The 25,924-nt window shown below is 61.8% G+C and carries 24 protein-coding genes and 1 tRNA gene; 11 read left to right on the top strand and 14 right to left on the bottom strand.

All coding sequences use genetic code 11. The annotated features are described in order from the left end of the window. From SM764_RS22580 to SM764_RS08270, 6 genes are all read right to left on the bottom strand, one after another. Positions 1 to 117 (bottom strand): DUF8602 domain-containing protein (locus SM764_RS22580; protein ID WP_490363073.1); only part of this gene is annotated, 117 nt, incomplete at its 3' end. Positions 118 to 211: 94 nt separating this feature from the next. After that, positions 212 to 901: a hypothetical protein gene (locus SM764_RS08290; protein WP_369001501.1), complete on the bottom strand. Its 690-nt coding sequence runs from the start codon at positions 899 to 901 to the stop codon at positions 212 to 214. A gap of 2 nt (positions 902 to 903) precedes the next feature. Continuing rightward, complete coding sequence (locus SM764_RS08285; RefSeq protein ID WP_369001500.1) at positions 904 to 1,488, bottom strand: hypothetical protein; 585 nt, start codon at positions 1,486 to 1,488, stop codon at positions 904 to 906. A gap of 275 nt (positions 1,489 to 1,763) precedes the next feature. Then, complete coding sequence (locus SM764_RS08280) at positions 1,764 to 2,408, bottom strand: hypothetical protein (protein ID WP_369001499.1); 645 nt, start codon at positions 2,406 to 2,408, stop codon at positions 1,764 to 1,766. Further along, on the bottom strand, positions 2,405 to 2,653 hold the full coding sequence (locus SM764_RS08275) for a hypothetical protein (RefSeq protein WP_369001498.1): 249 nt from the start codon (positions 2,651 to 2,653) through the stop codon (positions 2,405 to 2,407). The genes SM764_RS08280 and SM764_RS08275 overlap by 4 nt, the downstream gene beginning before the upstream one ends. After that, the gene (locus SM764_RS08270) at positions 2,650 to 2,976 is read right to left on the bottom strand and encodes a hypothetical protein (RefSeq protein ID WP_369001497.1); all 327 of its coding nucleotides are present in this window, start codon (positions 2,974 to 2,976) and stop codon (positions 2,650 to 2,652) included. Before SM764_RS08270 ends, SM764_RS08275 begins: the two co-directional genes overlap by 4 nt. A gap of 304 nt (positions 2,977 to 3,280) precedes the next feature. Between SM764_RS08270 and SM764_RS08265 the strand changes: the two genes are divergently transcribed. From SM764_RS08265 to SM764_RS08255, 3 genes are all read left to right on the top strand, one after another. Continuing rightward, positions 3,281 to 3,544, top strand: a complete 264-nt coding sequence (locus SM764_RS08265; protein ID WP_065271008.1) for a helix-turn-helix domain-containing protein — start codon at positions 3,281 to 3,283, stop codon at positions 3,542 to 3,544. Positions 3,545 to 3,865: 321 nt separating this feature from the next. Then, on the top strand, positions 3,866 to 4,147 hold the full coding sequence (locus tag SM764_RS08260) for a hypothetical protein (protein WP_274838520.1): 282 nt from the start codon (positions 3,866 to 3,868) through the stop codon (positions 4,145 to 4,147). 1,031 nt (positions 4,148 to 5,178) lie between these two features. After that, on the top strand, positions 5,179 to 6,270 hold the full coding sequence (locus SM764_RS08255) for a tyrosine-type recombinase/integrase (protein WP_369001496.1): 1,092 nt from the start codon (positions 5,179 to 5,181) through the stop codon (positions 6,268 to 6,270). Between the two features lie 74 nt (positions 6,271 to 6,344). On the opposite strand, the gene SM764_RS08250 is transcribed toward SM764_RS08255, so the two are convergent. The 3 genes from SM764_RS08250 to SM764_RS08240 all read right to left on the bottom strand — a co-directional run bounded on the left by SM764_RS08250 (position 6,345) and on the right by SM764_RS08240 (position 7,663). Next, positions 6,345 to 6,420: transfer RNA gene (locus SM764_RS08250), tRNA-Val, on the bottom strand. Between the two features lie 73 nt (positions 6,421 to 6,493). Beyond that, positions 6,494 to 7,069 carry a histidine phosphatase family protein gene (locus SM764_RS08245; protein WP_369001495.1) on the bottom strand — a complete coding sequence of 192 codons (576 nt, stop codon included), beginning with the start codon at positions 7,067 to 7,069 and terminating at the stop codon, positions 6,494 to 6,496. Positions 7,070 to 7,192: 123 nt separating this feature from the next. Further along, positions 7,193 to 7,663, bottom strand: coding sequence for an Lrp/AsnC family transcriptional regulator (locus tag SM764_RS08240; protein ID WP_274828426.1), 471 nt, complete (start codon positions 7,661 to 7,663; stop codon positions 7,193 to 7,195). A gap of 127 nt (positions 7,664 to 7,790) precedes the next feature. Here SM764_RS08240 and putA point away from each other — a divergent pair, with 127 nt between their 5' ends. Together putA and SM764_RS08230 are read left to right on the top strand one after the other, a co-directional pair. After that, positions 7,791 to 11,231 carry a bifunctional proline dehydrogenase/L-glutamate gamma-semialdehyde dehydrogenase PutA gene (putA, locus tag SM764_RS08235; protein WP_369001494.1) on the top strand — a complete coding sequence of 1,147 codons (3,441 nt, stop codon included), beginning with the start codon at positions 7,791 to 7,793 and terminating at the stop codon, positions 11,229 to 11,231. A gap of 72 nt (positions 11,232 to 11,303) precedes the next feature. Continuing rightward, on the top strand, positions 11,304 to 12,086 hold the full coding sequence (locus tag SM764_RS08230; protein ID WP_369001493.1) for a rhomboid family intramembrane serine protease: 783 nt from the start codon (positions 11,304 to 11,306) through the stop codon (positions 12,084 to 12,086). Positions 12,087 to 12,206: 120 nt separating this feature from the next. Here the strand turns inward: SM764_RS08230 and SM764_RS08225 are convergent, their stop codons facing one another. Beyond that, positions 12,207 to 12,992 (bottom strand): inositol monophosphatase family protein, encoded by a 786-nt coding sequence (locus tag SM764_RS08225; protein WP_065270677.1) that lies wholly within the window; start codon positions 12,990 to 12,992, stop codon positions 12,207 to 12,209. A 244-nt stretch (positions 12,993 to 13,236) separates the two neighbouring features. Between SM764_RS08225 and SM764_RS08220 the strand changes: the two genes are divergently transcribed. Further along, on the top strand, positions 13,237 to 14,277 hold the full coding sequence (locus tag SM764_RS08220; RefSeq protein WP_369001492.1) for an NADPH-dependent curcumin/dihydrocurcumin reductase: 1,041 nt from the start codon (positions 13,237 to 13,239) through the stop codon (positions 14,275 to 14,277). Positions 14,278 to 14,343: 66 nt separating this feature from the next. Here the strand turns inward: SM764_RS08220 and SM764_RS08215 are convergent, their stop codons facing one another. Next, complete coding sequence (locus tag SM764_RS08215; RefSeq protein WP_369001491.1) at positions 14,344 to 15,249, bottom strand: LysR family transcriptional regulator; 906 nt, start codon at positions 15,247 to 15,249, stop codon at positions 14,344 to 14,346. 94 nt (positions 15,250 to 15,343) lie between these two features. On the opposite strand from SM764_RS08215, the gene metF reads away from it, so the two are divergent. Then, on the top strand, positions 15,344 to 16,213 hold the full coding sequence (gene metF / locus SM764_RS08210; RefSeq protein WP_065270680.1) for a methylenetetrahydrofolate reductase [NAD(P)H]: 870 nt from the start codon (positions 15,344 to 15,346) through the stop codon (positions 16,211 to 16,213). Positions 16,214 to 16,315: 102 nt separating this feature from the next. Further along, positions 16,316 to 16,807: a PaaI family thioesterase gene (locus tag SM764_RS08205; RefSeq protein ID WP_369001490.1), complete on the top strand. Its 492-nt coding sequence runs from the start codon at positions 16,316 to 16,318 to the stop codon at positions 16,805 to 16,807. 17 nt (positions 16,808 to 16,824) lie between these two features. On the opposite strand, the gene SM764_RS08200 is transcribed toward SM764_RS08205, so the two are convergent. Genes SM764_RS08200 through SM764_RS08190 form a run of 3 tightly spaced genes read right to left on the bottom strand, consistent with a single transcriptional unit; the run spans position 16,825 to position 21,382 of the window. After that, positions 16,825 to 17,907 (bottom strand): T6SS phospholipase effector Tle1-like catalytic domain-containing protein, encoded by a 1,083-nt coding sequence (locus SM764_RS08200; protein WP_065270682.1) that lies wholly within the window; start codon positions 17,905 to 17,907, stop codon positions 16,825 to 16,827. Next, positions 17,885 to 20,182, bottom strand: coding sequence for a xanthine dehydrogenase family protein molybdopterin-binding subunit (locus tag SM764_RS08195; RefSeq protein ID WP_368947079.1), 2,298 nt, complete (start codon positions 20,180 to 20,182; stop codon positions 17,885 to 17,887). The genes SM764_RS08200 and SM764_RS08195 overlap by 23 nt, the downstream gene beginning before the upstream one ends. Positions 20,183 to 20,224: 42 nt before the next feature. Then, entirely contained in the window at positions 20,225 to 21,382 is a 1,158-nt protein-coding gene (locus tag SM764_RS08190) for a type III PLP-dependent enzyme (RefSeq protein ID WP_368947078.1), read from the bottom strand. A 132-nt stretch (positions 21,383 to 21,514) separates the two neighbouring features. Here SM764_RS08190 and SM764_RS08185 point away from each other — a divergent pair, with 132 nt between their 5' ends. From SM764_RS08185 to SM764_RS08175, 3 genes are all read left to right on the top strand, one after another. Continuing rightward, entirely contained in the window at positions 21,515 to 21,958 is a 444-nt protein-coding gene (locus SM764_RS08185; protein WP_065270684.1) for an Lrp/AsnC family transcriptional regulator, read from the top strand. Between the two features lie 331 nt (positions 21,959 to 22,289). Then, positions 22,290 to 25,427 (top strand): valine--tRNA ligase, encoded by a 3,138-nt coding sequence (locus tag SM764_RS08180; protein WP_369001489.1) that lies wholly within the window; start codon positions 22,290 to 22,292, stop codon positions 25,425 to 25,427. Positions 25,428 to 25,599: 172 nt separating this feature from the next. Continuing rightward, positions 25,600 to 25,893 (top strand): DUF1330 domain-containing protein, encoded by a 294-nt coding sequence (locus tag SM764_RS08175; protein WP_065270686.1) that lies wholly within the window; start codon positions 25,600 to 25,602, stop codon positions 25,891 to 25,893. Positions 25,894 to 25,924 lie beyond the last annotated feature (31 nt).

The raw sequence follows: 25,924 nt of genomic DNA, 5'->3' as shown, positions 1-25,924 counted from the left end.
TGCCTCCGAAGGTCGGTCCCGGTTCTGCTTCTCGGCACGTTCATGCGCCTTGCAGTAGATCGTCCCAACCTCAACCAGACGGGAGCACCCGCCCTGCGCACAGGGTTTCTTCGGCATAAGCCCTCCCCCAAACGCAAAAGCGCCCGGAGCAGGATCTCTGCTTCGGGCGCAATTCAGACAGGTGCTTTATGTCAACAGATTGAGATCCGCGTCAACCCCTTTGCCATGGCGTTCTTGGCGGCATCGCCTCCGTCACCACAAAGGACGTCAGATGGCAGGCCGCCTGGAAGATGTGCCGCAGGTGCAAAAGCGCCCCGTACCAGCTGAGATACCGGCGCCGCGCCGCTGCAATCTCCCGCCCCGTCACGCTGTAGCCAACAGGGCACCAGGACCCATCCGCCCGCTTGCCAAGCTGATCCGCAGGCCAGCGCAGCCCGGGCACCCGGCACACCTCCACAGCTGCAAACCGCCCGTGTTTCGTGCCCCGCCAGTCCAGCGGTGCACAGCGCTGCTTTGCATCCATCAGGCAATCCGGTCGCTCGCCGACCCGGGCCAGCTCTGCAATCTGCACCGCCATCCGTCGGCCTCCATAGATCTCGGGCAGGCAGGCCAGTGACGCCGCAACCATATCGGCATCATGGTGGCGCGGCGATGTCCCGCCGCCCTGCACCCGGCATCCCAGCTGCGCCTGCTGCATCATCAGGTATTCCATCCCAATCCCCGGTCGCGCTCCGGTTTCCCGCTCGATCTCGTCAAAGTCGAGCCCGACCTTTTCCCGCTGGAACGCCCATTCGATCAGGTCCAGAACCCCGACCGCCAGCCTGCCACTGCGCGGGGCCCGGACCCCGGTCAGCGCCGCGCCCCGAGCATTACCCAGAACCGGACACTCAAGAACCGCCATGTTCATGCCGCCCCCTTTCGGCGGGCCTGATCCGCAATGTCCTGGCACCTTTGCAGCGCGGCCCGGCGCTGCAGGCGGAACCGGTCTTCGGTCGCGCTGATCGCATCGCCCCGCGCCAGGCGCATCTCGATATCCTCCAACCGCCGCACGGGATTGTCCGCGCTTTCCCGGATCTTGGTCTGGCTCCACCGACCCGGCCATTCCCGCCCGGCGGTGATGAACTCCAGAAGCTCCGGCGCCCAGCCCTGCCGGATCGCCCTGAGGCCCAGCTCATCGCGGAACACATTCAGCATCAGCGGCGATGGCCCGGTATCCGGCGCTTCCTTCTCCCGCGCCTTGGCCAGGATCTTCAGCGCAATAGGAAACCGGTCTTTGTTCTTGCCCTCGGGGTGCGCCTCGATCCACTCCCTGAGATCCGTCAGCCCGTCTTCGCTCATATAGGCAAGCTTCTGGCGCAGTTCCTTCTTCATGACTTCAAACTTGGCCAAAGTCGCCGTTGACGGCCTCGCCAGCCCCAATGCCTCCAGCGGCGCAATCAGGATGTCCTGCACCCGCTTTTCTCCCGCTGCCTGCTCTTTCGCATCCATCGCCTCTGTCTCCTTTCTAAGCCTGTTCCGACATCCCGGTAGCCACGCGGTGGCCCCTCTGGCCCTGCCCGCTGCGGTGCGCGTTCCGTCAGTCTCGTTTCATTTCTTTTCGTTTCTTCTCCTTTCAGCGGTGACGGAAACCGCGCAAAAAAAGGAGAGAACCGTATCGATCCCGGGAACTTCCGTGATTTTCCGGGTCAGTTCCGTGATTTTCAGTGATTGTTCCGTGATGTTCCGTAACCGTCACGGAAAGTCACAGGTGGTTACAGAACCGCTCAGCCCTGCCCCGGGCCGCGCCCCGGCACCTGTCCCTGCAGCTGGAATTCATCCAGCGCCTTGCGGATGAAGGCCTCGCGGCGCTGCACATCGGGATAGGTCTCTTCCAGCCAGCCGTGGAACCGCTCCAGGAAGTCCGGCGCCCGCAGCAGCTGCCCAGCCCCGATCCGCACCTCGATCATGTCGCGCAGATCCTTCAGCCGCTTGTTCACCCGGCGCTGTTCCTTATCCGCCAGATTGGCCCGGCGGGATTTCAGCGCCTCGATGGCAACTTCCGTCACCACCTTATGCGCATAGCGGACCTCGCCATTGTCACAGCGCACCAGCGACCAGTTGTGCAGCGGCGTGATCTCCCGATTACACAGCTGCCGCCAGCGATCGACCGAGATCTCCGCCGCATTCGCCAGCAGCCGCTCATCCGTGGGCAATGTGCCCACCGGCGTTTCCTCGTGGGAGACGCAGAACAGGTTGAACCCGATCCAGCCGACCTCTGGCTCCGCCAGCTGACGGAATTCGCTGCGGCGCCAGCGTTTCAGGTTCCACTGGATGAAGAAGTGACTGTCGAGCCGGTCATGCGACGAAATCGGATAATCCGGCAGATCCCCGGAGTCGACAGGCCGCAGGAAGTTCGGCGCGGTGCTCATGCGAAGACCTCCGTCAGATCCTGCGCCCGGCCCGACTGATACGGCCGCATCTCTGCCGGGCGCCAGCGACCCGCGACAGCCCTACGGCGATAGCGGTGCCCCCAGCCCCGGTGCATGCAGATGTTACGGCAGGTCTCCGCGCTGGCCCCGGTGAAGGCCGCGAGATCAGCCAGTGTGCAATCGCCACCGGCCTCGCAGGTCAGCCACCAGATCTGGTAGGCGATCCGTTCAATCCGCACATTCATGCTGCGGCCCTCCTCATTTCTTCCTGGAAAAAGCCCGGCGCGCCGGGATCGGTCAGCATGACCAGCAGCGCGATATGGCTGGTGGGCGCCGTAACCGCGCTCCACCAGTTGAGCGCCGTCTGGAAGCTGACATCGCAATACAGCGCCACCTCACGCGGGCTGTTGAACCGCTCGCGGAAATACGCAGACCAAAGGTCCGCCGCGGTGGATTTAAGCGCATAGGGGTCAAACCGATTTGACCAAGACGCTGTATCGACAGACGTGCCAGGTTGCTCGCATGGCACATCATTGCTCACAATCAGGGTTAGACGCGGGCCGCTCATGCGGCGGCCCCCTTACCCGAGGACGGCTTAACCATCGCAAACCAAGCTGTTTCGCATTTCAGGCCCCGTGCCTCGCACAAAACCTTTATGCTCAAGTACCAAGACGCAGGGAAAACACCCCGCGCGATGGCGTTGCTTACGGCTGTTGGTCGAACGCTGACAGTGTCGGCGATTTCTTTTCGGCCGATCACATCGGCTATCTGGGTGACATTCATCATGCTGGCAATATCCACGTTTTGTGGATTATCTCAAGTCCACATTTTGTGGTTTGCCTAGAATTCACAAAATGTGATCCAAAGAACCCATGAACATCGCCAACAAAACCTACCCCGAGATCGCTGATCGCCTGGTTGCCATTCGCAAAGCGTTCGCTCCCGACGCGAACCAAAAGGAATGGGCGACCAAGCACGGGTTCAATGCGACTCAGGTCAACAACTGGGAAAAAGGGCTCCGGCGCATTCCCGTAGAAAACGCCGAAAAGCTCTGTGAGACCTACGGCGTGACTCTGGACTTCATATACCGCGGGAGAAGAGACGGCCTTTCAGAGACCGCTTCAAAGGTGCTCTGATTGCACCTGCCTATGTGTTTCACGACGTGATCCAAGGGAACGCCTAGCTCGTCTGCGATTTCAATCATCCTGTCCAATCTCTTGTCTACTGCCTTCATACGCTCTTTGCCCGCAAAGTGTTCTCATTTTGTTCTCGTTTTTGATCCAGAAGTAGAACTTCCAACACATGCTGGTCAATCGGTCTTCTGAGGCCCCACTAGCACCAGTATTTACCTGCCCCGATGAGCTCCTCCGCTCAAAAATCCACTTTTTGTGATTTTATTATTGCAATATCCACTTTTTGTGAATTATCAATACATCCATCAACCGATGGAGGATTGAATGCAAGATTTTAAGAACACCGTGCTGCGGGACGCCCGCCGGATCGTGGGATCCCCGGCAGACTACATTGACGACCCTGACCAGTTCGCCGCGGCATGGGCGGCCATGAAAGCCGGGCGCGGCCAGGGGTTTGATCCCGCTCGCCTGCACCCCCAGCACCTTGTGGACCGGCCCGGCCCGACGCCGGAACCGACAGAGCAGATCCTCGCCCGCGCGGGCCAGAAAGCCCGCGCTGTGATCGAGGCCAAAAGCCTGCCGATCCGTCGCCGCCATGTGGCCTGACCCGGCCCGGCCTGTCGCTCCTACTGCTGTCACTCACGGCAAACATCGAACGACACAGGCAACTCCGCGCGGCCCACCCGCGCCCTCCCACTGAACAACCAAATAAGCGGCGCGGGCTGGAGGATTACCTGCGCCGCTGATCAACAGAGTTTCCGCGCCCGGTCCCCGAAGGCGCGGATAAGCGCGGGCGGCGCAATCCTCCAAATCAAGTCGCCCGCGCATCAAAGACGAGGCCCCAATGCGAAAAACCGCATATCCACACCAACAACAAATCTATTCAGACATGCAGCAGTTGGCGAATACGCCCCTCTTCAGACGCGCCGCCCTGTTCAGGAATGCAGGCGGCACCCTGACCCCGCCACACGAGGACTGCCGCTGGGATTATGATGCAAGCCACTGGTGGGCCTCTTTGCACGGCATGACGGCACATGGCGCCAGCCGGACCGATGCTATCCGCGGATGGTTACATGCGGCTCGGCAAGGTTTTCGGGCCGACCCGTCCCGCCGCGCAACAGATGACCGCCCGGACTGCCCCTACAATGGGCAGGCTGCGCTTTGAACAGAACGACAGAACCAGAAAGCTGTGCACCACCTGCCGCTGTACAGTCGAGAAGCACAAGGCCAGCCTCAGGAACACAGCCCTTTGGCCTACGGGCGTTGTGGCTGCATTTCGCCAATGAACTGGAAGTCAGGCGACTGGCAAAACTCCACCTGCGGATCCAGCGCAAACAGAATGCCCTGAACCAGCTCATCAATGAACGACAAAAAATCATGAACCGATGCATCCGCCGTATGCGCCGCGCCAATGGCAAGAACTGAAAACCCGAGCTTGGCAACCGACAGAAGGAAACAAAAAACATGGCAAATCGGCCAGCACTGTTCACCAAAGCTGACCTCCGCCGCTTTGCAGGTGTAGCCGAGGAATGCGGCAAGACCGTTGCCGTTCGCCCAGACGGCACCCTAGTCATGGTTGATGTGGAAGCCCTGCCGGTACCCAGGCAGACGAAGAAAACCGAAAAAGGCCCCCGACAATGGTCAAGATAGAACTGCCAGGGCTGATCCGCGAACCGATGCCATCTGGCAATTCCCGCCTGCGAGTGCGTGTAGCTGGAGATAAAAGGCGTCGGATCACCCTCAAGGTCGGATTGGACAGCCCACACTTCATGGAAGCCTACCACGCTGCCCGCGCCGGAGTGCTGTACGAGCCTCCAGCGCGCCCGGCGGACATGGCAGTACAGAAGTCAACAGAATGGCTGTGGCTGGTTTTCCTGGAGCACATGGAAGCCATGGAAACCGCCGGAGAAATCAAGCCAGCAACTATTAAACAGCGTCAGCATGTAATCGGGCGCTTCCTGGACCACGAAGTCGATGGCGCGCTATTGCGCGAGTACGACGCCGCTGTCCCGCAGGAGGTGATTGTCGAGTTCCTTGACACCCTGATCGAGAAGCCCGGCGCCCGAAAGAACACCATCGGCGCCCTACGCGCGATGTACAAATTCGCCGATGAGCGCGGATATGTTCGCCCCAACCCAGCCAAGGGGATCAGCACCACGTACAAATCAGCAGGCGGCGCCACACCCTGGACAGTCGATGATCTAAAAAAATTCCGCGAGCGCCATCCCTTTGGCACAATGGCTCACCTGGCCCTGACCGTCTTTATGTTCACCGCCTGCCGCGTCTCTGATGCAATCTGGATCGGACGAAATAACGAATCCACCAGCAACGGTATCCGCTGGCTTGGCTGGCAGCCACGAAAGAAGGGGTCCACATATGTGGAAATCCCGATCATGCCCCCACTGGCCAATGCTATCGCTGCGCAGAAAGTGTCTCATGGGGATGGGTGCTATCTGCTCAGCTCACTCGGCACGCCGTTTTCCTCCAGCGACAGCTTCAGGAACCGGTTCAAGACCTGGTGCAGAGAAGCCGGTCTGCCGGACCGAAGCCCACACGGCATTCGAAAGGCGGCTGGCCACCTATTGGCGCTGGAAGGCGCCACTCAACACCAGATCATGGCGGTGCATGGGCACTCCCAAGCGGCCACGTCAGAGATCTACACAAAAGACGTAGAACGCCGCCGACTGGCCGCTGATGCGGTTGCTAAACTAGCCAGTATGGACTGGTAGGTGTCCCACGCCACCAAATTGCCCCCAAATTTGGGACACTCAGGCATTGATTTAATTGATCATTGGGGAAGGTATGGTGGGTGATGAGAGACTCGAACTCCCGACATCTTCGGTGTAAACGAAGCGCTCTACCAACTGAGCTAATCACCCGATGAAGCGGGATTTAGAGAAATCCCCGTGGCAGCGCAAGAGCTTCCTCGCGTTTTTTGTCACAAAAATTCGCTCAGCGTAAAACCGTTTCCCGGCCCTGCTCCAGAACATAGACACAGCCCTGTCCATTCGACAATTTTGCCTGCTCCGATCTGTCCAATCCGCATATGATTCCACGCATTACCTGCCCCAGAAGACCATGCGCCACCACAACAGAAGGCGCACTGAGCGCTTGCAGGAAATCCAGTGTCCGCGCGTGGAAGCGCTCGTACCCCTCACCGCCGGGCGCCGCGCAGAACATATCCAGCGGCGTGGTGTTCCGCGCAAAGATATCCGGGTAGTCCTGCTCCAGATCCACCAGCCGGTGGCCCTGAAAATCACCGGCGTGAACTTCGGCCAGACGGGCGTCCGTGGTAAATGCGCGACCTGCCAGAGCGATCTCTGCGGTCTGCTGCGCCCGGCCCAGAGGCGAGACATAGCACGGCGGGTTTTCCGCATGCAGGATCGGCTGCATCAATTCGGCCTGACGCTGCGCATGTTCCAACCCCAGCGGGCTGAGACGGGACTCCAACTGCCCCTGAACGCGGCGCTCGGCGTTCCATTCGGTTTGCCCGTGGCGCAATAGCCAGATTTTGGGATACTCGCTCATGTAATGCTGCCTCATTTTCTTACCGAGCGAGGCGCCCCGGCCTGCCCGCTGTTGGAGGCAAGATGGGGGAATTTCCGGGGTCTGTCCATCCCAACGCGCGCAACAGCACCCCCTGCACACCACCTAAAGCTGAGCGAGGGCGCCGTCTTCCTTGACCGCCTGCATCGCCACATAGGTCGAGGTCGAGGCCACATGCGGCAGCGAGGAAATCTTCTCTCCCAGCACCGCGCGATAAGCCGACATCGAATGGGTGCGCACCTTCAAAAGGTAGTCGAAATGGGAGGCCATCAAATGCACCTGCTCAATCTCCGGGATCCGCGCCACGGCAGCGTTGAATTTCGCCAGCGCCGCCTCGCGGGTGTCTTCCAGCTTGACCTCGACAAAGGCGACGTGATCAAGCCCCAGCCGGATCGGATCCAGCAAGGCCCGGTAACCGGTGATAATGCCTTCGGCCTCCAGCCGTTTCAGCCGGGTCTGGGTTGGCGATTTGGACAGGCCGATGCGGCGGGCCAGATCCGCAACCGAAATCCGGCCATCCTCGCCCAGCACATGCAGAATCGCGCGGTCATACCCATCAAGATCGCTATAGTTCAATTGACCCTCCTAGAGCGCAAATTTGCGGCAATTGAACTGAGTATCCCCCACAATCAGGCGAATGTCCCGCAATATTTGCTGTATTCTGGGCATCAGACTTTTTGCGGAACATAGTGGAGCCTTCTGCATGACACACGCCCCCGCCCCCCAGAGCCCCGACACACAGCAGGATCAACTGCGTTATCGCATTGATGCAGGCACCTACGTCGATCAGGACGCCATGCGCGACCAACTGGTTGCCACCGCCGCCCTGCCCGCAACCGAACGTGCGGCGATCTGCGCCAATGCGGCCGCCCTCGTGCGGGATATCCGTGGCCATTCGGCCCCGGGGTTGATGGAGGTATTCCTGGCGGAGTACGGTCTGTCGACCGATGAAGGGATCGCCCTGATGTGTCTGGCCGAGGCGCTGCTGCGGGTGCCGGATGCCGATACCATCGATGCCCTGATCGAGGACAAGATCGCGCCGTCTGACTGGGGCAAACACCTGGGTCACTCCTCCTCCTCGCTGGTCAATGCCTCGACCTGGGCGCTGATGCTGACCGGCAAGGTTCTGGATGAGGCCAAGCCAAGCCCGGTGCGCGCATTGCGCGGCGCCGTCAAACGTCTGGGTGAGCCGGTGATCCGCACCGCCGTGGGCCGCGCGATGAAGGAAATGGGCCGTCAGTTCGTTCTGGGCGAAAGCATCGAAAGCGCGATGAAGCGCGCCGCCGGAATGGAGGCCAAGGGCTACACCTATTCCTACGACATGCTGGGCGAAGCCGCGCGTACCGAAGCGGACGCCTCCCGCTATCACCTGTCCTATTCAAAGGCGATTTCTGCCATCGCCGTGGCCTGCAACAGCGATGACATCCGCAAGAACCCCGGCATTTCCGTGAAACTCTCGGCGCTGCACCCGCGTTATGAACTGGCGCAGGAAGCCCGGGTGATTGAACAGCTGGTGCCACGGCTGAAGGCGCTGGCGCTGCTGGCCAAGGCCGCCGGCATGGGCCTCAACGTCGATGCCGAAGAGGCCGACCGGCTGTCGCTGTCGCTTGAGGTGATTGAGGCGGTGGTCTCTGATCCCGCACTCGCGGGCTGGGACGGCTTTGGGGTTGTGGTACAGGCCTATGGCCCGCGCACCGGTCTGGCGATTGATGCGCTCTATGAGATGGCCGAGAAATACGACCGCCGCTTCATGGTGCGGCTGGTCAAAGGCGCCTATTGGGACACCGAGATCAAGCGCGCACAGGTCGAAGGCATCGACGGTTTCCCGGTCTACACCAACAAATCGCTGACCGATGTGTCCTATATCGCCAATGCGCGCAAACTGCTGGGCATGACCGACCGCATTTACCCGCAGTTTGCCACCCACAACGCCCATACCGTCAGCGCCATCCTGCATATGGCAGAGGACAGCAGTGTCTATGAATTCCAGCGCCTGCACGGCATGGGCGAAACCCTGCACCAGATGGTCAAGGAGCAGAACGGTACCAACTGCCGGATCTACGCGCCCGTAGGCGCGCACCGCGACCTGCTCGCCTATCTGGTGCGGCGCCTGCTGGAAAACGGCGCCAACAGCTCTTTCGTGAACCAGATCGTGGATGAAAACGTCCCGCCCGAGGTGGTGGCCGCCGACCCATTCGACGCGGTTGCCGATGTCAGCCGTAGCATCCCCACCGGCCCGGAGATGTTTGCGCCCGAGCGCAGCAACTCCATGGGGTTTGATCTGGGCCACGCGCCGACGCTGGCTGCCATCGAAGCCGCCCGCGCGCCCTGGCGCGACCACCAATGGCAGGCCGGGCCTTTGCTCGCGGGAGCAGCCGTGCCGGATGCCGCCGAGGATGTGACCAACCCATCGGATCTGACGCCAGTGGGACAGCTCACCCCATCGAGCGTGGCGGATATCGAAACGGCGCTCGCATCCGCCCAGCCCTGGAACGCATCTGCTGCGGATCGGGCGGCGGCCCTCAACAAGGCGGCGGATCTGTACGAGGCAAACTACGGCGAACTCTTCGCGCTGCTGGCACGGGAGGCGGGTAAATCCATCCCCGATGCCGTGGCCGAGCTGCGCGAAGCGGTGGACTTCCTGCGCTACTACGCCGCCCGCATTCCGGATGCTGCGCCAGCCGGGATCTTCACCTGCATTTCGCCCTGGAATTTCCCGCTCGCGATCTTCTCGGGGCAGGTTTCAGCAGCGCTGGCTGCTGGCAACGCCGTTCTGGCCAAACCAGCCGAGCAGACGCCGCTGATCGCCCATCGCGCCGTGCAGCTGCTGCATGAGGCAGGCGTTCCGCGGTCCGCCCTGCAACTGGTGCCCGGTCCCGGCTCGCGCGTTGGTGCGGCCCTGACCTCGGACCCGCGCGTTGGCGGCGTGGCCTTTACCGGCTCAACCGCAACAGCCCTGCGTATCCGCCGTGCCATGGCGGCAAACCTGAAACCCGGCGCGCCGCTGATTGCGGAAACCGGCGGGCTGAACGCAATGATCGTGGATTCCACTGCGCTGCCGGAACAGGCGGTGCAATCGATCCTCGAAAGCGCCTTTCAATCCGCAGGCCAGCGCTGCAGTGCCCTGCGCTGCCTCTATGTGCAGGAAGACATCGCGGATGATTTCCTGAAGATGCTGAAAGGCGCGATGGACACGCTGACCCTTGGCGACCCCTGGCATCTGTCCACCGACAGCGGCCCGGTCATCGACGCAACCGCACGGGCGGGCATTCTGGCCCATATCGACGCCGCGCGCGCCGAAGGTCGGGTGCTGAAAGAGATGCAGACACCGCAGGGCGGCACCTTTGTGGCGCCCACTCTGATCGAAGTGCCCGGCATCGCCGCGCTGGAGCAGGAAATCTTTGGTCCGGTGCTGCATGTGGCGCGTTTCAAATCGCGGGATCTGGACAGGGTGATCGCCGAGATCAACGGCACCGGTTATGGTCTGACCTTTGGCCTGCACACCCGGATCGATGACAGGGTGCAGCACGTTTGCGACCGGATCCACGCGGGCAATATCTACGTCAACCGCAACCAGATCGGCGCCATTGTCGGCAGCCAGCCCTTTGGCGGCGAAGGCCTGTCCGGCACCGGCCCCAAGGCGGGTGGTCCCTTCTACCTGTCGCGCTTCTGTGCACCGGATCGTCAAAACAGCGCAGAGACCTGGTCAGGCGCTGCAGGCCAGCTGCCCGGCGCAATTGGGACGGCGACGGCGCCTGTCACCACCTCTCTGCCCGGGCCGACCGGCGAATCCAACCGGCTGACCGTCACCGCCCGCCCGCCGCTTTTGTGCATGGGGCCGGGGGCCAAGGCTGCCGCCGCACAGGCTAAGGCGGTCATGGAGCTTGGCGGCACCGCCATTCAGGCGAACGGCATGCTCGACCTGCAGCAGCTTGTGAACCTTCAGGACATCGCGGGTGTTCTGTGGTGGGGCGATGAGGACGCCGGTCGCCAGATCGAAGAGACCCTCGCCAAACGGGACGGCCCCATCGTACCGCTGATCCCCGGACAGCCCGACCGTGCCCGGGTCCTGGCCGAGCGCCACGTCTGCGTCGATACGACGGCCGCCGGCGGCAACGCCGCGCTGCTGGGCGGCAGCGCCTGACGGTCAAGATCCGGCAACAGCTCCGCCCGATAACTGCTTGACGCTGGGCCGAAACCGGCCCAGCGTTCCCGCATGTTTCCGCTGCGTGATCACAATCCATCCGGGCGCACGCCCTATGTCGTCTACCTGCTGATGGCAGTGAATATCGCGGTGTTTCTATATGCCGTGACCACCTACACCAGCCCCCGGCTGATGGCAGGCTTCTACTATACCTACGGCATCGTTCCGGCTGAACTCTCCTACGGTCGCCATCTCAGCAGCTTGTTCACCTCGATGTTCCTGCACGCGGGTTTCATGCATCTGGCCGGGAATATGCTGTTCCTTTGGATTTTCGGCGACAACCTCGAAGACGAGATGGGCCACCTGCCGTTTCTGGGTTTCTACCTATTGGCAGGGCTTGGCGCCGGACTGATCCACGTGATGGCAGGCCCAATGTCCAACGTGCCCACGGTCGGGGCATCTGGTGCGATTGCCGGGGTCATGGGGGGCTACCTTCTGATGTTTCCAAAGGCGCGGGTGGATATCCTTCTGGTGCTCATCATCTATTTCCGGGTCTTTTCGATCCCTGCCTTCATCATGCTGGGGGTCTGGCTGGCGCTGCAATTCATCGGCGGGCTTGGCGCTGATCCCAACACCGGCGGGGTCGCCTATTGGGCGCATACGGGCGGTTTCATCGTTGGCATGGCGCTCTGCCTGCCCCTGTGGATGAAACGCGGCGGCCCTGTGTTCTGGAACCGTACCCATGGTCGCCCCGATCATCCTGATACCCATTACACCTATAGCCCCAGCCGCATTCCCCGCCTGCCCCGCAAGAGCCGCCATCCGCATTCAAGGCCGGGTCCCTGGGGCAAATAACCAAATCCTGCCCAGGTGGATAAATGAAGAAGCGCGCGCAACCGCTGGGATTGCACGCGCTTCTTAATGTGGAATTCTTGTGGACGTCCTGAGGATAACCCCGGCACCCCTGTCTTGGGATCAGCCCCGGATCACTTTCGCAAAGGCTTCGAACATCGGCTCGTTCGCGCAAACGACTTCGCCGGATTCGAGAATGCTCTCCTCGGGGTCCAGCGCCTCGATCAACCCGCCGGCCTCTTTGACGATGATGATGCCAGCCGCCATGTCCCAGGCGTTCAGGCGACGTTCCCAGAAGCCTTCGTAGCGGCCAGCCGCCACATAGGCCATGTCCAGCGCCGCAGCGCCCCAGCGGCGCACACCGGCGCAGGCGGGCATCAGCCGCGCCAGATCCTGCAGGGTCGCAGGCAGATCCGAGCGACCGCCAAACGGCAGACCGGTTGCAAAGATGGATTCGATCATCCGGTGACGGCCCGACACCCGGATGCGGGTGTCGTTCATCCAGGCACCGGCGCCCTTTTCGGCAAAGAACATCTCGTCCTTGGCCGCGTCATAGATCACTCCGGCCACGATCTTGCCCTTGTGCTCAAGCGCGATCGAAATCGCCCAATGCGGCAGGCCGTGCAGGAAGTTGGTGGTGCCATCAAGCGGATCCACGATCCAGCGGCGGGTAGGATCCTCGCCGGGGGTCTCTCCGCCCTCTTCGGCCAGCCAGCCGTAGGTCGGGCGCGCGCCCATCAGCTCATCCTTGAGGATCTTTTCCGCGGCGATATCCGCCCGGGACACAAAGTCACCCGCGCCTTTCATCGAGACCTGAAGGTTCTCAACCTCGCGAAAGTCTTTCACGAGGGAGCGGCCTGCCTTGCGGGCGGCCTTGATCATCACATTAAGGTTCGCGCTGCCAATCATATCTGCAGACTCCTGTGTCGGTCGGGGAGATGCCGGTCAAACAGTGCCTATACGCGCCCTGCCCCTTCTTGCCAAGAGCCAATACCCTGCAATTCCGGGACAGCGCCTTTGCCTTCTTTGCCGTCGGGTTATTTTCGAGGATGGTTGCATTCCGCAAAACTGAACTACACAGTTCAGATAAGCCGCATCGCCCCAGTGAGACACAGGTGAGACGGACAGTGACACAATGGATAGGGAGATCCAAATGACCGAACAGATGCAGCGTATCGTGCTGGCCAGCCGCCCGGACGGAGAGCCCACGGATGACAATTTCCGCCTTGAAACCGTTGACCTGCCCCAGCCCGGCGAGGGCGAAGTGCTTGTGAAATCGCACTATATGTCGCTGGACCCCTATATGCGTGGCCGCATGGACGATGCCAAATCCTATGCCGCGCCGGTGCCTATCGGCGGCACCATGGAGGCCGGCGCCGTGGGTGAGGTCATCGCGTCGAACAGCCCGCACTTCAAACCGGGCGATTTCGCCTTTGGCATGCTGGGTTGGGCCAGCCACGGCTGCCTGCCAGCCAAGGAACTGCGCAAGCTGGATCCAGCACAAGGTCCGATCACCGCAGCGCTTGGCGTGCTGGGCATGCCCGGTTTTACTGGATGGCATGGCTTGACCGCCTATGGTCGGCCTGAAGCGGGCGAAACCTTGGTGGTGGCCGCCGCAACCGGTCCCGTTGGTTCAATGGTCGGACAACTGGCCAAACTGGCAGGCCTGCGCGTTGTCGGCATCGCGGGTGGCGCCGACAAATGCAAACTGGCGACCGAGACCTTCGGCTTTGACGCCTGCCTTGATCACCGTGCTTATGCCGATGCGAAATCCCTGCGCAAGGATCTGGCCGAGGCCTGCCCCAAGGGCATCGACATCTATTTCGAAAACGTCGGCGGCAAGGTGCTGGAGGCGGTGCTGCCGCTGATGAACCCGCATGGGCGTATCCCGATCTGCGGCATGATCGCCTGGTACAACGCCGGCGGTCTGGGCGCAGGCGCATCGGATGTGGCGCTGACCGGGCCCAACATCTGGCGCAATATCCTGGTGAAATTCCTGTCGGTGAACGGCTTCATCATCTCGAATCATTTCGACCGCTACCCGGAGTTCCTGAAAGAAGTCGCGCCCAAGGTTGCCTCGGGTGAGATCCGCTTCCTTGAGGACATCGCCACAGGTCTGGAAAACACCCCCGAGGCGTTCCGCTCGCTGCTGAAGGGCGGCAATACTGGCAAGCAGATCGTCAAACTGATCTGACCGCCTGTTTACGTCCAAGAAACCGCCCCCGCCGGGATCAGCCCGGCTGGGGCACTGCCAAACGCGTTATTGCTGCTGCAGCTTGCGCGCCTCGACCTTGGCCATGCGGATCAGCTCTTGCATATAGGGCTTTTCGCGGTCCTCGCTGCGCACCGCAGCATAAAGCCTGCGGGTAATCCCCTCTGCGGTCAGCGGCCGGGTCACATAGTCCGAGGAATACTTGACCTCGCGCACCACCCAATCTGGCAGAACAGACACCCCCCGGTTCGACGCCACCAGCAAGAGGATCACGGCGGTCAACTCGACCTGACGGATAGACGCAGGCTCGACCCCCGCCGGTGTCAGGAGCTGGCTGAACACATCCAGACGGGATTTCTCCACCGGATAGGTGATCAGCGTCTGATCCCGGAAATCCTCAGCCTCGATATAGGGTTTTGCCGCCAGCGGGTTCTGCGATGAGGCGACAAAGACCGGTCGGTAATCAAACAACTCGATGAATTCGACGCCCGGCAGCGTATCCGGGTCGGAGGAGACCACCAGATCCACCTCTTCCTTTTGCAGCGCGGGCAGTGCGTCAAAGGCGAGGCCCGGGCGGATATCCACATCCACGTCCGACCAGCTTTTGCGAAAGGCTTCAAGCACGGGGAACAGCCATTCGAAACAGGCATGGCATTCGATGGCGATATGCATCCGCCCGGCGTGACCTTCGCGCAGGTTGGAAAACTCCGCCTGCGCAGCCTCGACCTGCGGCAGCACCTGTTCGGCCAGACGCAATAGCCGCAGCCCGGCAGGCGACAGTTTCATCGGCTTGGAGCGGCGCAGGAACAACTCCACCCCCGCTTGTTCCTCCAGCCCCTTGATCTGATGGCTGAGAGCGCTTTGCGTGATGTTCAGCTGCTCGGCCGCGCGGGCAAGCCCACCGGCTTCGTGGATGGCCTTGATCGTGCGCAGATGGCGGAATTCGATGTGCATTCTATCGCGTCGCTCATGTTGTTCTTGAGAATTATGAGTTTGTCTCACAATGCTGCGTGTGCAACAAGAGGTCAAATCAGTCGGAGATCCCCTAATGAAGACCCCTGACATCTCGTTCGAGTTCTTTCCACCGCAGTCGCTTGAGGCTTCTTTCCGCCTTTGGGACACGGTTCAGGTTCTGGCACCGCTGGACCCGCGCTTTGTATCTGTCACCTATGGCGCCGGTGGCACCACCCGCGATCTGACCCGCGATGCGGTGGCGACGCTGCATAAATCCTCGGGCCTTAATGTGGCCGCGCACCTGACCTGCGTGCAGGCGACCAAGGCCGAAACGATGGAGATCGCGGACCGCTTTGCCGAGGCAGGCGTGTCTGAAATCGTTGCCCTGCGCGGCGACCCGCCCAAGGGCGAAGGCAAGTTCACCCCGCACCCCGACGGGTTCGCCAATTCTGTCGAACTGATCGAGGCCCTGGCGGACACCGGGAAATTCACCGTGCGTGTCGGCGCCTACCCCGACCAGCACCCCGATGCCGCAACCGCCCAGGCCGATGTGGACTGGCTGAAGCGCAAGCTGGACGCAGGCGCGGACGAAGCGCTGACGCAGTTCTTCTTCGAACCCGAAACCTTCTTCCGCTTCCGCGATGCCTGCGAAAAGGCGGGCATTGACGGCTCGAAACTGACGCCTGGCATTCTGCCGATCGAGAACTGGAAAGGCGCCCGCAATTTTGCCCGCCGCTGCGGCACCAAGATCCCCGCCTGGGTCGAAGATGCCTTTGAAAAGGCGCTGCGCGATGACCGCGCTGATCTGCTGGCCACCGCGATGTGCAGCGAGCTCTGCACCGAGCTGCTCGAAGGCGGCGTCGAAAAGCTGCATTTCTACACGCTGAACCGTCCCGAGCTGACCCGCGATGTCTGTTTCGCCCTTGGCATCACGCCCAAGGTCTCGCTCGAGAACGTGGCGTAAGACTTGCTGGCGCCGTAAGCCGCGCCTAGCCTCATTCCAAAATGGAACTCTGATTGCCCGGCCTTGGCGCCGGGCACTTCAATTGGATGGGGCATCTCTTTCATGTTCATTGCAAAATCGCCTGCGGACCTGCTGCCGATGTCGGAAATCACCCAGCTTTCGGGCCTTGAATTCATGCAAGGTATTCTGGATGGCAAACTGCCCGGCCCGCCCATCGGCGCGCAGCTGGGCTATGCCCTGCACGAGGTTGGCGAAGGCCGCATCGTCTTCCGTGGCACGCCGGAGTTTGCATATACCAATCCCATGGGCACCGTGCACGGCGGCTGGTATGGCACGCTCTTGGACAGCGCCATGGCCTGCGCGGTTATGACCCGCGTGCCCAAGGGATCCGCCTATACGACGCTGGAATACAAGATCAACATCCTGCGCTCGATTCCACTGGGCGTCACAGTGGATTGCATCGGCGTCACCGATCATGTCGGCCGCTCGACCGGCGTGGCCCACGGCGAAATCCGCGGCGTCGAGGATGGCAAGCTTTACGCGACAGGTTCAACCACTTGCATCGTGATGAAGTTGCCCGATCCGAAAGGCTGATCAACCCGCCGCGCGCCTCAGCGTGCTGCGCGCGAGGGCCAGAACAGGCGCCAGGCCGAGCGCTTTTCCTTGATCACAAAACCCTTAGCACTGCTGTGCAGACGCTCGCTCGGGTCCTTGCCCACCGGACGGCGACTGCGCAGCAAGAAGATCTTACCCCAGCCGCGCCAGGTGCCGACCGATGGCGCGCCGGGATCCACCGGGAACCGCATGCGCCAATCCTGCGGCAGCGGCAATCCGCAATCCTCGGCCTTTTCCAGCATCCAGACCAGCGACAGGTTCGCGAGCGGCCGCGCCGCCTCAAAACCGCCAAGCTGCCCGCCCACATCCCCATGGGCGCCGCGGAACCACATCTGCTCCACCCGGCCGTTGAACCCGTCGGGACAGGACCACAACACCGGGGCAAAGACGTCGCGGGTCTCCTCCAGCGCCAGCGCATGATAGCCATTCTTCACATGCGGGCCCAATTCATCGTTGTGAAAGCCATGCGGGTCCTTGGACCAGCGCCACAGCACCGGCAGACGAAAGCCCAGCGCCTTGACCGTGTCCCAGACGCCGATCATTTCGATCTGGGTTTCAGCGTGGCAATAGGCATCGTGAAAGGCGCGGGCGATCTCCGCGTCCTGCCCCTGCTGGTAATGGCGGTAGGCAGTGCGAATATTGCGTTCGGTGGCGTGTTCAGGGCGCAGCAGGCCGACCTCGCCGATCACCCCGGCCAGTGAGCGTACCGCATAGGCCCCGCGGCTGTATCCGATCAGGAAAATACTGTCGCCAGGCCGGTAGCGCGAGGCGAGATAGCCATAGGCGCGACGGATCTGCCGGTTGATGCCGGTGCCCACCATGACATCCCGCGCACTGGACCAGCCAGTCCACTGCACACCGGTTTCGTAGAATACGGAAACTTCCGGGCCGACCTCCTTGCACAGAAGGTAAGTCTGCCCGGCATGGGATTCATGGCCCGGCCGCAGCGAGGTCATGGTCCCGTCCAGAATGATCACATGGGCCTGCGGCCCGCGCAGCGCGGTCTCGGCGGAATGCTCGGACCGCAAAGGCCGTCCGAGCCATCCAAAGACACGTTTACTCAGCTGCGACAGAGACATCCCTTAGCACTTCCCATAGTTTCAACGGCGTGAACGGCATGTCCATCTGGTGCACACCGCGTGCCCAGACCGCATCCTGCACCGCATTGGCGACCGCCGCCATGGCGCCCACGGTTCCGGCCTCGCCGCAGCCCTTCATCCCCATCGGGTTCTGGGTCGAGGGTACGGCCTCGGTCGCAAAGCCGATCATCGGCATATCTGACGCCCGCGGCATGGCATAGTCCATGAACGTTGCCGTGAGCAGCTGCCCCTCTTCGTCATAGACCACATGTTCCAGCATGGCCTGGCCCAGCCCTTGCGCAACACCGCCGTGCACCTGCCCTTCGGCCAGCGCCGGGTTGATCAGGTTACCAAAGTCATCCACCACGGTATAGCGGTCAACCTCGGACGCGCCGGTTTCCGGATCGATCACCACTTCGCAGATATGAGCCCCGTTCGGGAACGAGCGCCCCGGCAGCGTGGCCCGCGCCGAGTGACGCAGCAAGTCGGTCCGGCCCTGCGCGCGGGCCATCTCGGCCGCTTCAAGAACGGTCGGGGTAACGTTAGATCCCGGCGCGCGGAAGGTTTCACCATCAAATTCGAGTGCGTCTTCCTCGACGCCCATTTCATCGGCGAGGAAAGGCGTGAAGGCCGCGACCATCGCATCGACGGTGGCAAGGGTGGCATTGGCCTGCGTGGTGACCGAGCGCGACCCGCCGGTGCCGCCGCCTTTGGCGATCAGGTCACTGTCGCCCTGCACCACGTGGATCTGGTCTGCGGGAATGCCAGTCTGATCGGCAAGGAACTGGGCATAAACGGTTTCATGCCCCTGTCCGTTGCTTTGCGTGCCGACATAGATATTCACCCGGCCGTCCTCCAGAAACTCCACTTCCGCGCCTTCCGAAGGATCACCCAAAATGCTTTCGATATAGTAACACAGGCCGACGCCCCGCAGTTTGCCCGATGCTGCATCTGCAGCCTTGCGGGCCGGATAGCCTGCCATATCAGCCTCTTCCGCGGCGCGGCTCAGCACCCGGTTGAAATCGCCGACATCATAGCTTTCACCAGTTACGGTGGCATAAGGAAAGGCTGCCGGGGCGATGAAATTGCGGCGCCGCAGCTCCCAGGGATCAACGCCAAGTTCACGCGCGGCCCGGTCCATCACCCGCTCCAGCACATAAATCGCCTCGGGGCGGCCGGCGCCGCGATAGGCATCAACCTGGGTGGTGTTGGTATAGATCCCTTCGACACGCAACCAGGCGGTCTGGATGTCATAGACCCCGGCCAGAACGCGGCTGAACAGGGTCGTCTGGATGATCTGACCAAAAGGCGCGTTGTAGGCGCCAAGGTTGCAACGGGTGTTCACCCGATAGGCGGTGATCTTCAGATCCGCATCAAAGGCCAGTTCCGCCAGCGAGGTCAGATCGCGCCCACCATTGTCCGACAGCATCGATTCCGTGCGGTCCCCAACCCAAAGCACCGGTCGCCCCAGAACCTTCGCCGCATGGGCGACAGCATAATATTCCGGATAGGGCTGCGATTTCATGCCAAAGCCACCGCCCACATCCGGGGTCACCACATGTACCTGTTCTTCTTCAAGGCGCAGTTTCTTGGCGAGGTTGGATTTGACGCCCCAGACGCCCTGCCCGCCAAAGGTGAAATGCAGACGGTCGTCCTGCCATTCGGCGAAACAGCCACGCGGCTCCATCGAGTTGACGATGATCCGGTTGTCCTCAACCTGCAGCGCCACGGTATGGGCGGCCTCGGCAAAGGCAGCCTCGGTTGCGGCCTCATCGCCCATGCCCCAGTCAAAGCCGAGGTTGTCCGGCACATCCGGGTGCAGCGGCTCACCGCCCGGCGCGATGTCCATTTTCACCGGCAGGTCGTCGATTTCCAGCTCGATCAATTCTCCGGCATCACGGGCCTGATCCATGGTTTCGGCCACAACAACCGCCACAGGTTCGCCCACATGACGCACGCGATCATGGGCCAGCATCGGCCGATGCGGTGCCGCCGCGCCCGATCCGTCGCGATTCTTGATCAGGATGCCATCGATTCCGGTGTCATAGCCCGCCTCCTGATAGTCGGCGTAAGTCACCACCATCTGTACGCCGTCGGCGGCGCGGGCATCTTCGACGTCCAGACGGGTGATCGTGCCATGCGCCACAGGACTGCGCAGAACCCAGCAGCGCAAGGCGCCCTGGGGCGCAGAATCCTCGATATAGCGGCCGTGTCCCGTCAGGAACCGGACATCCTCGACCCGTTTCACCGGCTGGCTTTTTCCGAACTTTTCCATGCTCATCCCCTTCGCGCGCTCAGTGCTGCTTTGGGGCCGACATTAGCCTCGCGTGCCAGCTTGTCCAGAGAGCTCGATCACGGTGGCTACATCCGAAAGGCCATAGCCATTGAATTGCGTGCTCATGGCGGAAGAATAAGCACCAAGCCCGGGGAACAGCACATAATCGCCTGTCACGCTGTCTTCGGGCAGCGGCAGACCATCCGGCAGACGGTCCAGACTGTCGCAGGTCGGGCCGAACACGATGCGCGGCTTGCGCGGCGCCGACCGGTGCTGCCCCTCGGCGCTGACCACGGTCACGCGCCCGGGCAAACCCATGTCGCGGATGTCGACCAGCCCGCCATAGATCCCATCGTTGAGGTAGACCACGCCACCGCCCTGGCGGAGGCCTTTGATGCGGGCGGCAAGGGTAAAGGCCTCAGACACCATCGCCCGGCCCGGCTCGCAGATCAGCTCTGGCGCGGCGTCACCAAAGGCATCGCACACAGCAGTCCCAATGGCGGAAAACACCGTCTCAAGATCCGGCGCCACGCCATCGCGGTTGGCGGCAAAGCCACCGCCGACGTTCAGTCGCGCCACCTTTACCCCGGCGGCATCGACGATCCGGCGTGCGGCGTGGATATATTCGACCCAAGCCGAGGCATCCTCGCATTGGGTGCCGGGATGAAAACACAGAGCCGGTGTCCAGCCTTCTGCCGCCACCCGTTGCAGCAGCGCGATCGCCTCTTCCGGGGCGGCACCGAATTTGCTGCCAAAATCATAGGCTGCGCCCTCGACCGGCAAGGCAAAGCGCACCGCGATCTCGCAGGTGCGCGGCACATCGGCCAGCTTGTCCAGCTCGCTTGCCTCATCCACCGACCAGCTGGCCACGCCGTGGGCAATACCTGCGGCGATTTCCACATCCGAGCGCACCGGGTTATTGTAATGCATCACCGCATCCGCACTGGCCGCGCGCACCGCCTCCATTTCCGCTGGCGAGGCCACATCAAAGGCCGACACGCCTGCGGCAACCAAATTGGACAGAACCGCAGGATGGGGGTTCGCCTTGACTGCATAGGTCACCAGCCCCGGAAAGCCGGTCAGGAACCGGTCCGCCACCGCGTGCAGCACCCGCGGCGAGAAATAGAGGATGGGATGATCCGGCTGCCGCCGCGCAAGATGCGTTTCGGGGTCAAGCCAGAGCGGAGGAATATGCTGCATAAGATCAAAGCCTTGTTGGACGGACTGCGTGCCGATTGACGGTTTTCTTGCATTTTCGCCCAGTAGCGCGTCGATTTCCCCCGTCACTATTGATATTATGACGGAAATTCCCGTCATTATGGCGCACACAAAATGCAGATAGACGAAACAGACCAGCGACTTCTGGCGCTTTTGCGCGACAATGCCCGCCGCCCGGTGGCCGAACTGGCGCGTCACCTCAATCTTGCGCGCACCACCGTTCAAACCCGGATCGAACGGCTGGAAACGCTGGGCGTTATCGCCGGGTACACGCTGAAAATCTCCCCTGCAGTGCGCCCGCCCTTACAGGCGACAGTGCTGATCTCCATCGAACCCCGCAGCGGCCCCGAGGTTCTGGCCCGTCTGCGCAGCCTTCCGGGGGTCGAAGTGGTGCATACGACCTCGGGCCGGTTCGACCTGTTGGCGCAGGTCGTGGCGCAAACCACGGATGAACTGGATGAAACCATCGACCGCATTGGCGAGGCGCGCGGCGTGCGTTCGTCGGAAAGCCTGATCCACCTGTCGACCAAACTGGACCGCAGCGGCAGCCGGGGCTAGGCGCCGCGCCCATCCTTCAACACCGGTGAAAAAGGAATTTACGGGGTACCAAAAGTAGTGCGCCCGGCCGACTTTGCGGGCATCCGCATCAAAGTCTGGCCGGGCGTCTCGTGAATGGCGGACCGAGGGGAGGACCCGCTGTTCTCTTCATAAACCACCTTAGCGGCTCAGAGTTAAACCACCGTTACCGCCCCGCGCGTTGACGGCGCCAAAACCCGCATTACTCCCCCCGCCTGCCTTATTTTCCTGCCCGCCTTGGCACTTTCCCTTTGCCGCCCCGTTCTATATGGGAGAACGCGACGAAAAATGACACGCACGCAGGACCAAACCGATGGCGATGGAAAAGACATTCAACGCAGCCGAAGCCGAAAGCCGTCTTTACGCGGCCTGGGAAGAGGCAGGCTGTTTCAAGGCAGGCGCAAACGCGAAGCCCGAGGCTTCCACCTATTGCATCATGATCCCGCCCCCCAATGTCACCGGCGTCCTGCACATGGGCCATGCTTTCAACAACACGCTGCAGGACATCCTGATCCGCTGGAAACGCATGCAGGGCTTTGACACCCTGTGGCAGCCTGGACAGGACCACGCCGGCATCGCCACCCAGATGGTTGTGGAACGCGAACTGGCGAAGAACCAGCAGCCCTCCCGCGCCGAACTCGGCCGGGAAAAGTTCCTGGAAAAGGTCTGGGACTGGAAAAGCCAGTCCGGCGGCACCATCGTCAACCAGCTGAAACGCCTCGGCGCCTCCTGTGACTGGTCGCGCAACGCCTTCACCATGTCCGGCGCCCCCGGTGCCCCGGAAGGCGAAGAGGGCAACTTCCACGATGCCGTGATCAAGGTCTTCGTGGAGATGTTCAATAAGGGCCTGATCTACCGCGGCAAGCGGCTGGTGAACTGGGACCCGCATTTTGAGACCGCGATTTCCGACCTTGAGGTGGAGAATATCGAGGTTGCGGGCCACATGTGGCACTTCAAATACCCTCTCGCGGGCGGTGCAACCTATACCTACGTTGAAAAGGACGAGGACGGGAATGTCACGCTCGAGGAAAAGCGCGATTACATCTCCATCGCCACTACCCGCCCCGAAACCATGCTGGGCGATGGCGCGGTTGCGGTGCACCCCGATGACGCGCGCTATGCCCCCATCGTGGGCAAGCTGGTGGAAATCCCGGTCGGCCCCAAGGAACACCGCCGCCTGATCCCGATCATCACCGACGAATACCCCGATCCCGATTTCGGCTCGGGCGCGGTGAAGATCACCGGCGCTCATGATTTCAACGACTACCAAGTGGCCAAGCGCGGCGGCATCCCGATGTACCGCCTGATGGACACCAAAGGCGCGATGCGTGCCGATGGTGCGCCTTACGAAGAGGCCGCAACCACGGCCATGGCCGTCGCCAAGGGTGAGCAGGCCCTTTCGGAGGCCGAAGCCGACGCTATCAACCTAGTGCCTGAGGACCTTCGCGGTCTGGACCGCTTTGAGGCCCGCAAGGCCGTGGTGCAGCAGATCACCGACGAAGGTCTCGCCGTGATGATAAAAGAGGCCAAGACGGACGACGAGGGCAACCTTGTCGAAACCATGGTGCCGCTGGTCGAGAACAAGCCGATCATGCAGCCCTTCGGCGACCGTTCCAAGGTGGTGATCGAACCGATGCTGACCGACCAGTGGTTCGTGGACGCTGAAAAGGTCGTCGGCCCGGCGCTGGAGGCCGTGAAGGACGGCACCGTCAGGATCTTGCCGGAGTCGGGTGAGAAGACCTATTACCACTGGCTGGAAAACATCGAACCCTGGTGCATTTCGCGGCAGCTGTGGTGGGGCCACCAGATCCCGGTCTGGTACGGCTTTGACCTCTCCGGTGAAGGGTTCACCGATGACGAGGGCGATGGCGCGCTTGATCTGGTCGAAAGCCTGCGCCTGATGTGGGAGCAGAAGCTGCTGATCGGCGAAGAGCCGCGCCATTGCGCCGCTGATTTCGACAGCGTCAAACCGCAATTCGACGACATTCTGGTTGGCCTGCCGACGCCGCTGAACCACGCGCAGGTGGTTGAAGTCGAAACCCGCGCCGATGCGGTCAAGGCCTTTGCCGCCGCGCTGGCCGAGTATGAGACCACGCAGGATCCGACCAAACTGGTCTACCCGGTCTGGCGTGACCCCGATGTGCTCGACACCTGGTTCTCTTCCGGTCTGTGGCCAATCGGCACGCTGGGCTGGCCTGAACAGACCGAGGAACTGGGCAAATACTTCCCGACCTCGACGCTGGTCACCGGGCAGGACATCCTGTTCTTCTGGGTTGCCCGCATGATGATGATGCAGCTGGCCGTCGTGGATCAGATCCCGTTCGACACTGTTTACCTCCATGGCCTTGTGCGTGATGCCAAGGGCAAGAAGATGTCGAAATCCACCGGCAACGTCATCGACCCGCTGGATATCATTGACGAATACGGCGCCGATGCGCTGCGTTTCACCAATGCGGCGATGGCGAGCCTCGGCGGGGTGCTGAAGCTCGATATGCAGCGGATCGCCGGCTACCGGAACTTTGGCACCAAGCTGTGGAACGCCATCCGCTTTGCCGAGATGAACGAGGTCTTCGCCGATGCGGTGCCGCAGACCGATGTGGCCGATCTGAAGCCCGCGCAGGCCGTCAACGCCTGGATCATCGGCGAAACCGCCCGCGTGCGTGAGGAAGTGGACGCGGCGCTTGAGGCCTATCGTTTCAACGATGCGGCGCAGGCGCTTTACGCCTTTGTCTGGGGCAAGGTCTGCGACTGGTATGTGGAGCTGTCCAAGCCATTGTTGCAGGGTGAAGACGCCGCAGCCCAGGCCGAGACCCGCGAGACCATGCGCTGGGTCATGGATCAGTGCCTGATCCTTCTGCACCCGATCATGCCCTTCATCACCGAAGAGCTGTGGGGCCAGACCGGAACCCGCACCAAGATGCTGGTGCATGCTGATTGGCCTGCCTACGCCGCCGCTGACCTGGTCAACGCCGAGGCCGACCGGGAGATCAACTGGGTGATCTCGGTCATCGAGAACACCCGCTCTGCCCGCGCGCAGATGCATGTGCCTGCGGGCCTCAAGGTCGCCATGTTGGTGACCGAGATCGACGAGGCCGCCCAAACCGCATGGGACCGCAACGAGGCGCTGATCAAACGCCTTGCGCGGATCGACAGCCTGACCAAGGTTGACAGCCTGCCGAAGGGCTGTGTCTCGATCTCGGCGCCCGGCGCTTCCTTCGGCCTGCCGCTCGCCGATATCATCGACATCGACGAGGAAAAGGCACGCCTTGAGAAAACCCTTGGCAAACTGGCCAAGGAACTTGGCGGCCTGCGCGGACGGTTGAACAATCCGAAGTTCGTGGCCTCCGCCCCCGATGAGGTGGTGGAAGAAGCGCGCGAGAACCTTGCCGCCCGCGAAGAGGAAGAAACCAAGATCAAAGAGGCGCTTGCCCGCCTTTCTGAACTCGGCTGACATACCCCTTGAAGCCGCCCGCGCAAAACGGGCGGCTTTCACTAGGCGCAATCCCGTTATTTAACGAATTTTTTAGATTTTCCGGAACCGAACGGGGAAATTCAGGCCAAGGCGGCCATTGTTTTTGTGTCGCTTCTGTTTCAGCTTATCAAAAAGACAAAAAGGATTCCGAATGCCAAAGGGATATTGGGTTGCCCATGTCGATGTTGACGATATGGAGCGTTACAAGGACTACGTGGCGGCCAACGCGGCGCCCTTTGCCGAATACGGCGCGAAATTCCTGGTGCGCGGCGGCGCGAAAGAAGTCCGCGAAGGACAAACACGCGCCCGCACCGTTGTGATCGAATTCAAGGATTTCGACACCGCAAAGGCCTGCTACGACTCGGTCGCCTATCAAGACGCCAAGGCGCTGCGCGATCCGGTCTCGACCGGCGACATGGAAATCATCGAAGGCTACGACGGTTAGAAACTGTTGGCCCCACCGGCGTTGCAGGGTA

It is taken from the genome of Pseudophaeobacter sp. 1A16562, from assembly GCF_041008785.1.
Lineage (GTDB): Bacteria > Pseudomonadota > Alphaproteobacteria > Rhodobacterales > Rhodobacteraceae > Phycobacter > Phycobacter gallaeciensis_A.
This window is presented reverse-complemented; position numbering and strand designations above follow the sequence as displayed.

Coding starts and splice junctions, on each gene's coding strand:
- SM764_RS08200 (WP_065270682.1), bottom strand. CDS start 17,907: ATGTCTCTGTCGCAGCTGAGTAAACGTGTCTTTGGATGGCTCGGACGG.
- SM764_RS08280 (WP_369001499.1), bottom strand. CDS start 2,408: ATGAGCACCGCGCCGAACTTCCTGCGGCCTGTCGACTCCGGGGATCTG.
- SM764_RS08225 (WP_065270677.1), bottom strand. CDS start 12,992: ATGATTGGCAGCGCGAACCTTAATGTGATGATCAAGGCCGCCCGCAAG.
- SM764_RS08260 (WP_274838520.1), top strand. CDS start 3,866: ATGCAAGATTTTAAGAACACCGTGCTGCGGGACGCCCGCCGGATCGTG.
- SM764_RS08230 (WP_369001493.1), top strand. CDS start 11,304: ATGTTTCCGCTGCGTGATCACAATCCATCCGGGCGCACGCCCTATGTC.
- SM764_RS08245 (WP_369001495.1), bottom strand. CDS start 7,069: ATGAGCGAGTATCCCAAAATCTGGCTATTGCGCCACGGGCAAACCGAA.
- SM764_RS08265 (WP_065271008.1), top strand. CDS start 3,281: ATGAACATCGCCAACAAAACCTACCCCGAGATCGCTGATCGCCTGGTT.
- putA (WP_369001494.1), top strand. CDS start 7,791: ATGACACACGCCCCCGCCCCCCAGAGCCCCGACACACAGCAGGATCAA.
- SM764_RS08205 (WP_369001490.1), top strand. CDS start 16,316: ATGTTCATTGCAAAATCGCCTGCGGACCTGCTGCCGATGTCGGAAATC.
- SM764_RS08195 (WP_368947079.1), bottom strand. CDS start 20,182: ATGGAAAAGTTCGGAAAAAGCCAGCCGGTGAAACGGGTCGAGGATGTC.
- SM764_RS08175 (WP_065270686.1), top strand. CDS start 25,600: ATGCCAAAGGGATATTGGGTTGCCCATGTCGATGTTGACGATATGGAG.
- SM764_RS08190 (WP_368947078.1), bottom strand. CDS start 21,382: ATGCAGCATATTCCTCCGCTCTGGCTTGACCCCGAAACGCATCTTGCG.
- SM764_RS08285 (WP_369001500.1), bottom strand. CDS start 1,488: ATGGATGCGAAAGAGCAGGCAGCGGGAGAAAAGCGGGTGCAGGACATC.
- SM764_RS08220 (WP_369001492.1), top strand. CDS start 13,237: ATGACCGAACAGATGCAGCGTATCGTGCTGGCCAGCCGCCCGGACGGA.
- SM764_RS08255 (WP_369001496.1), top strand. CDS start 5,179: ATGGTCAAGATAGAACTGCCAGGGCTGATCCGCGAACCGATGCCATCT.
- SM764_RS08275 (WP_369001498.1), bottom strand. CDS start 2,653: ATGAATGTGCGGATTGAACGGATCGCCTACCAGATCTGGTGGCTGACC.
- SM764_RS08290 (WP_369001501.1), bottom strand. CDS start 901: ATGGCGGTTCTTGAGTGTCCGGTTCTGGGTAATGCTCGGGGCGCGGCG.
- SM764_RS08270 (WP_369001497.1), bottom strand. CDS start 2,976: ATGAGCGGCCCGCGTCTAACCCTGATTGTGAGCAATGATGTGCCATGC.
- metF (WP_065270680.1), top strand. CDS start 15,344: ATGAAGACCCCTGACATCTCGTTCGAGTTCTTTCCACCGCAGTCGCTT.
- SM764_RS08215 (WP_369001491.1), bottom strand. CDS start 15,249: ATGCACATCGAATTCCGCCATCTGCGCACGATCAAGGCCATCCACGAA.
- SM764_RS08180 (WP_369001489.1), top strand. CDS start 22,290: ATGGCGATGGAAAAGACATTCAACGCAGCCGAAGCCGAAAGCCGTCTT.
- SM764_RS08185 (WP_065270684.1), top strand. CDS start 21,515: ATGCAGATAGACGAAACAGACCAGCGACTTCTGGCGCTTTTGCGCGAC.